Source organism: Streptomyces sp. NPDC004134 (assembly GCF_042874195.1).
Lineage (GTDB): Bacteria > Actinomycetota > Actinomycetes > Streptomycetales > Streptomycetaceae > Streptomyces.
The window spans coordinates 137,029-143,028 of the sequence record NZ_JBIAMS010000025.1 but is presented as its reverse complement, the minus strand read 5'-3'; the positions used below and the strand labels follow the sequence as shown (position 1 = coordinate 143,028).

Annotated in this window: 4 protein-coding genes; 1 reads left to right on the top strand and 3 read right to left on the bottom strand. The window is 71.1% G+C overall.

What is annotated here, in order from left to right:
- The first annotated feature begins 391 nt into the window (after positions 1–391).
- The gene (locus ACFYVJ_RS27405; protein WP_388896683.1) at positions 392–1,879 is read left to right on the top strand and encodes a vanadium-dependent haloperoxidase; all 1,488 of its coding nucleotides are present in this window, start codon (positions 392–394) and stop codon (positions 1,877–1,879) included.
- Positions 1,880–2,079: 200 nt separating this feature from the next.
- Here ACFYVJ_RS27405 and ACFYVJ_RS27400 read toward each other — a convergent pair whose 3' ends face one another.
- The 3 genes from ACFYVJ_RS27400 to ACFYVJ_RS27390 all read right to left on the bottom strand — a co-directional run bounded on the left by ACFYVJ_RS27400 (position 2,080) and on the right by ACFYVJ_RS27390 (position 5,865).
- Positions 2,080–3,687: an FAD-dependent monooxygenase gene (locus tag ACFYVJ_RS27400; protein ID WP_388896680.1), complete on the bottom strand. Its 1,608-nt coding sequence runs from the start codon at positions 3,685–3,687 to the stop codon at positions 2,080–2,082.
- A 106-nt stretch (positions 3,688–3,793) separates the two neighbouring features.
- Positions 3,794–5,533: a cation acetate symporter gene (locus tag ACFYVJ_RS27395; protein WP_388896677.1), complete on the bottom strand. Its 1,740-nt coding sequence runs from the start codon at positions 5,531–5,533 to the stop codon at positions 3,794–3,796.
- The gene (locus ACFYVJ_RS27390; protein ID WP_326799023.1) at positions 5,530–5,865 is read right to left on the bottom strand and encodes a DUF485 domain-containing protein; all 336 of its coding nucleotides are present in this window, start codon (positions 5,863–5,865) and stop codon (positions 5,530–5,532) included. Before ACFYVJ_RS27390 ends, ACFYVJ_RS27395 begins: the two co-directional genes overlap by 4 nt.
- Between the last annotated feature and the right edge of the window lie 135 nt (positions 5,866–6,000).

Below are 6,000 nucleotides of genomic sequence, written 5' to 3'. Positions count from 1 at the left end.
CCGGCGGCCTCTGCGTAGCGCCTTGTGGGGGCCGCCCCCGGCCCCCCGCGGCCGCGCGGGGGGGGGGGGGGCGCGCGCCCGCCCCCCCCCCCCCGGGGGGGGGGGGCGCCCGGCCCCCCCCCCCCCCCCCCCGCGCCCGTTCTCCCGTCTCCGGGCGGACACCGCCGAACTCCCGTCGGCACGGACCGAATTCCGGCGAATTCTCCCCGGCGGCCGCCCGCGCGGGCAACATCCGCAAATGCTCCAGCATGGGTAGTGCCCACTACCCGATCGAGCAGTGGACCGGCGGCAGATCGCAGGTCTAGCCTCCTTGATCAGTGTGCAATTCCACTGCCGAATACGACGCGCCCATTTGCGGATTCAGCCCACGCACGAACAAGGAGATCGTCCGGTGGCGAAAGTGACACGGCTGCGTAGCCGGCGCCTGGGATACGCGGTGGCCATCGCCACCGCGGCGGCGCTGACGGGGACCCTGACGAGTGCGGTGCCGGCGTCGTCGCAGGACGACGGCTTCGACATCGACCATGACAACGTGCTGATGGAAGTCGTGTATCCGAAGTTCCAGCGGGTGTCGCGCGAGGAGAGTTCAGGACGCGCGGTGTCGCTGACCGTGGACCACGCGATGCTCATCGAAATGCCGTGGTTCGACGCCATCGCGCCCTATCACCCCACGGCGAAGGGCATCTTCTCCGATATCCCGCGCCGCCCGGAATCCGAGCACACGACGCGCAACCAGAACACCGCGGTCACCTACGCGGCGTTCACCTCGCTGAACGCGCTGCTGCCGGAGTACAAGGACCGGTGGATCGAGATGATGGACGCGGCCGGTCTCGACCCCGGCGCCACCGCCGAGGACCCGACGACGCCCAGCGGCATCGGCATCCTCGCGGCGAAGAACGCGATGGCGGGGCGGCAGGACGACGGCAGCAACCGGGACGGCGGGATGGGCGGCCGCAAGTACAACAAGAAGCCCTACGCGGACTACACCGGCTACAAGCCCGTCAACTCCGCCTACGAGCTGCGCAATCCGTCGCGCTGGCAGCCGGGCACGTCCTCGACCCGGGACGTCTACAAGGACCAGCAGTTCGCGACCCCGTACTACGGCAGGGTGAAGCCGTTCACGTACGACAGCCCGACCGAGTTCAAGGTCTCGCCGCCGGTGAACAGCAACCACTACAACCGCCGCGCCTACCAGCGGCAGGCGGACGAGGTGCTCAAGGCGTCGGCGAACCTGACCGACGAGCAGAAGATGACCGCCGAGCTGTTCAACGACAAGGTGCTGACCTTCGGCCAGTACGCGGGCACGCCGGTGGTGCTGGCGGGCAAGCTGAACACCGAGCAGACCGTGCACTACATCACCATGTCGGACGTGGCGTTCATCGACGTCACCATCGCGACCTGGCACTACAAGCGCAAGTACGACTCGGTGCGGCCGGGCACCGCGATCGAGTACCTGTACGGGGACCGCAAGGTGACCGCCTGGGGCGGGCCCGGGCAGGGCACCGTCGGCGACATCACCGGCCGCGAGTGGCAGGGCTATCTGGACTCCGTCTCGGCCGACCACCCCGAGTACCCGTCCGCCAGCTCCGCGCTCTGCCTCGCCTTCGCCGCGCAGGTACGGCAGTTCACCGGCAGCGACCAGATCAAGGTGACGGCCAGCTTCCCCAAGGGTTCCTCGCTGGTCGAGCCGGGTGTCACCCCGGCCGCCGACGTCTCGCTGCAGTGGAACAGTTGGACGGAGTTCGCCGACGACTGCGGCGAGAGCCGGATCTGGGCCGGGGAGAACTTCCGGTCCTCGGTCGAGGCCGCCGAGCAGTACGCGCCCGAGATCGGCGATCTGAGCTACAAGTTCGTGCAGCGGAAGGTGAACGGCGGCTGAGCGAGCACCGCGAAGGCCGGGCGCCGGCCGCCGGCGGGTGACTTCCACCCCGCCGGCGGCCGGCGCCGTTGGGTACCGGCCGCCGCCGGGAGGGTCCGTACCGACCCTCCCGGCGGCGGCCGCCGGCTGACCAGGCAGCAAGCGGATCGGGCAGCCAGCGGATCGGGTAGCAGGCGGATCGGGCGTCAGCGGGCCGGCCGTCAGCGGGCCGGATCCGCGCCCCGTACGCGCCGCACCACCGCCGCCGCGTTCGCGGGCGCCTTGTTGCCGCGCCACGCCACATGGTGGTCCGGGCGGAGCAGCACGAGGTCCCGCTCCCACAGCTCCCGCGCCCGCACGTCCCGCACCACCGTGTGCCGGACGGGCACGCCCTGCGCGGCGGCGGCGCGCAGCAGCGGCCCGGCGCGGCCGTCGCCCGCGAAGTCGACGAGGGTGAAGTCCGTGGCGAAGAGGTCGAACAGCGGCGTACCGTCCGCCAGCAGCACGCTGGGCGGGCGGCTGCCGGGCCAGGTCGTCGGCGTGTACGCCTCCGGGGCCCAGCGGGGCGCAGGGCCGTCCTCGTGGCAGACGACGGGCGAGTCGTCGTAGCGGTAGCCGAGCTCGACGCCGCGGTACTCGTTCTCGCCGCGCTCGCGGTCCAGGAACTCCGCCACCGCGGCGGGCGGGGCCCCGTCGCGCAGCAGGCCGCCGGCCTTCATGTGCACGCCGATGTGCCGGTGCGAGGTGCGCATGTTGCGCAGCCCGACCGGGCGGCGGTCGGTCTCGTAGCTGTCGAGCAGCGCGGGGCCACCGGTGTGCCGGACCAGGGCGGCGACCTTCCAGGCGGCGTCCATCGCGTCGCCGATGCCGGTGTTCATGCCGTACGCGCCCGTGGGGAACATGCGGTGCGCGGCGTCCCCGGCGAGCAGCACGCGACCGGCGCGGTAGCGGTCGGCGAGCATGAAGCCGGGGCGCCAGCGGGAGGTCAGCAGCACCTTGTCGATCTTCAGCTCGGTGCCCAGGGTCGCCAGCAGGAAGGCCGCCGGGTCGGCGGGCGGGGTGGCGAACTCGTCCGGGTGCGCGCCGTTGACGTGCACGGTCCAGGTGTCCTTCTCGTCCTGGGCGATGACGACGTAGCGGAAGGCGAAGTAGTGCCAGAACGGGCCGTGCCGGTGCAGGGACGCCAGGTCGCGGCTCTTGAAGTGCACCATGAAGGCGCCGGGCAGCCCGGGGACGCCGAAGCTGTCCTCGCCGATGCCGAGGACGGCGCGGACGCGGCTCGACGCGCCGTCGCAGCCGATCACGTACCGGGACCTGATCCGGATCCGCTCGTCGGTCATGACGTCGCGCAGGCTGCTGGTCACGCCCTGGTCGTCCTGGGTGAGGGTGTCGAACCGCAGTCCCGGGCGCAGGTCGACGAGGTGGCTGCGGCGGCAGTGCGCGCGCAGCACGGGCTCCAGGTCGGTCTGGGAGATCCGCTGGCCGGGTTCCGCCGGCCGGGTGCCGTCGTCGTACGCGGCGATGCGCCGCCGCTCCTCGTCGACGGAGGGCAGCGCCCAGGTGGTGAGCGGCCGGCCGGCCAGCCCGGTGGACCAGATCACGTCGGCGGGGTGCCGGGGCGCGACGCCGGCGGCGCGGACGTCGCCGGCGAGGCCGAGCTGGCGGAAGAACTCCATGCTGCGGGCGTTCACGTAGTCGAGCTTGGGGTGGACGGAGGTCTCGAAGTCCTGGTCGGCGAGTACGCACCGGACGCCCCGGCGGGCGAGCGCGAGCGCGGTTGCCATGCCGACCGGGCCTGCGCCCACGACGAGTACCGGTGCCGGATCCACGGTTGCCTCCCCAGGCGTGTGGGGCGGCACCCGGGCCGCCCCACACAGTCGCGTTGTCGTTCGGTCGTGGCTCAGCGCGCTCGGGCGGCGGTGCCGCCCGGCGGGCTCAGCGGGCCTCGCTGTGTGTACGGGGCTGGTTGCCTCGGTCGTCGGGGCCGCCGGGCCCCCGGCCGTTGGGGTGCTGCCCGTTCGGGGAGCCGGCCGGCGCGGCCGCCGCGCCATGGGCGGCGTCCTTGCCGGCGCCGGGTGCGAGGCCGCCGGTCAGGGCGCGTACCTGCATCTCGGCGAAGGCCGCGTCGTCGCGCTCCTTGCTGGCGATCGAGCCGAGGTAGCCGAGCACGAAGCCGGCCGGCACGGTGATCAGACCGGGTTCGATGTCGACGAACTTGATGTCGTGGCCGGGGAAGATGGCGTCGTCCGGGCCCGTGACCCCGTTGGAGAAGATCACCAGGAAGAACAGCAGGGCCGTGCCGCCGTAGACGATCCACTTGAGCCCGGAGGTGTTGAACCGGCGCCAGAAGAGGGCGTAGACGACGGCCGGGAGGATCGCGGTGCCGGCCAGGTCGATGGAGGTCGGGATGAAGATGTGGGTGCGCACCGGGAGCATCGCGACGCCGATGAGCACCGAGACGACGCCGATCCGGACGGTGTTGCGGCGGATGTCCTTCAGCTCGTCGGCGGGGGACGGCTTGCGGCCGCGTACGACGTTGAGGTCCTTGGTGACGCAGGTGACCGCGTTGATGAGCAGGGCCGCGTAGACGCCGACGATCGTCAGCAGGGCGATCGGCGCGAGCACCCCGACCATCACCGGTCCGCCCAGTTCGTCCACGAGCTTGGGCAGGCTGATGTCGCGGTGGGCCTTGATCACGCCGATCCGCTCGGAGCCGAGCACCGCCACGGAGGCGAAGCCGACGACGGCCATGCACAGGTAGATACCGACGACGATCATCGACGCCCAGCCGGCGGAGCGGCGGGCGTCCCTGCCGCTGGTGGTGGCGAAGTTGCGCATGAAGAGGAACGGGATGGCGGCGACGCCGACGGCGACGCAGAAGAGCTTGGAGAGGTGGACCAGCCGGTGCTGGCCCTCGCCGAACTCGCGTCCCGGGCCGAGCAGGTCGTAGCCGGCGGGGACGTCCTGGCGGTTGGCCTCGGCCTTGTCGAGGATGTCGAGGACGTTGAGGTTGAACTTCGCGAGCACCAGGAGCGTCAGCACCAGCACGACGGTGAGCGTGAGGATCGCCTTGAACACCAGCAGCCGGGTGACGCCGGGCATGCCGGCCATGGCCGCGTACAGGACGGTGACGAGCCCCACGACCAGGACCGAGAGGCCCAGTCCCACGACGTTGTCCAGGGCGAACCAGCGGTTGAAGATGAAGGCGATCGCCGCGAGGCTGATGATCGTGAACATCCCGTAGATCAGCAGGGTGACGACCGCCGCGGCCTTGCGCGCCTGGCGTTCCTCCGCGCGCATGGCGAAGATGTCGCCGAGGGTGTGCCCCCCGAGGTTGCGTATGGGCGAGGCGAAGAGCAGCACGCCGAGCACCATCGAGGTGGTGAACGCGGTCAGCAGCATCGCGGCGTCGTAGCCGTTGAGCGCGATGTGCCCGGTGATGATGAACAGGGTGGAGTACATGAGCGGTGCGGACGCCAGCGCGACGGCGTTCTGCACGGGCCCGATCCGCCGGCCGGCGATGAGGAAGTCGTCGGAGGTGCGCACGCTGTCGCGTACCGACTTGACGACGAAGTACACGGCGACGGCGGCGGCCAGCGTCGCGGGTATCGCGATCCCGTTCGCCGCCCAGGTGTTGTCGATGGGCGGCGGCGGGTCGGCGAGGATCGTGCTCATCGCGGCTCTCCTTCCAGTTCCGCCCGGACCTGGTCGGTCAAGGGGTCGAGCCGGTTCGCGGCGTAGCGCAGATAACTGGCGCAGACCGTCACGACGACCACGAACGTGAGAAACATGAAAAGCAGCCCGACGTTCACGGGGCCGCCTATCTCCTGCCGGAAGAATCCGGGGGCGAATGCGGCCAGCGACGTCCCGATGAACCACCATCCGAAGAAGAGGACGCTCGCCCGGATGAGGAAGGAATTCGTCTTACGCTGCAGGGTTTTGAACCCGGCGCTGCCGTGTACGGCGACATAGCGGTCGCCGCCCGCCGGCGAGTCCGTCGAACTCATGACACCTCCTTGACAGGGACGCCGGGACGCGGACGTCCTGACGTGGCGGTCACACTGCATTCTCGGGCGTCGGCCACCGGCGGGCATGCCCCATTCACGCGGTCTTCCGGCGCGGTACGCGAATTGGCGTGACCG

Coding starts and splice junctions, on each gene's coding strand:
- ACFYVJ_RS27395 (WP_388896677.1), bottom strand. CDS start 5,533: ATGAGCACGATCCTCGCCGACCCGCCGCCGCCCATCGACAACACCTGG.
- ACFYVJ_RS27390 (WP_326799023.1), bottom strand. CDS start 5,865: ATGAGTTCGACGGACTCGCCGGCGGGCGGCGACCGCTATGTCGCCGTA.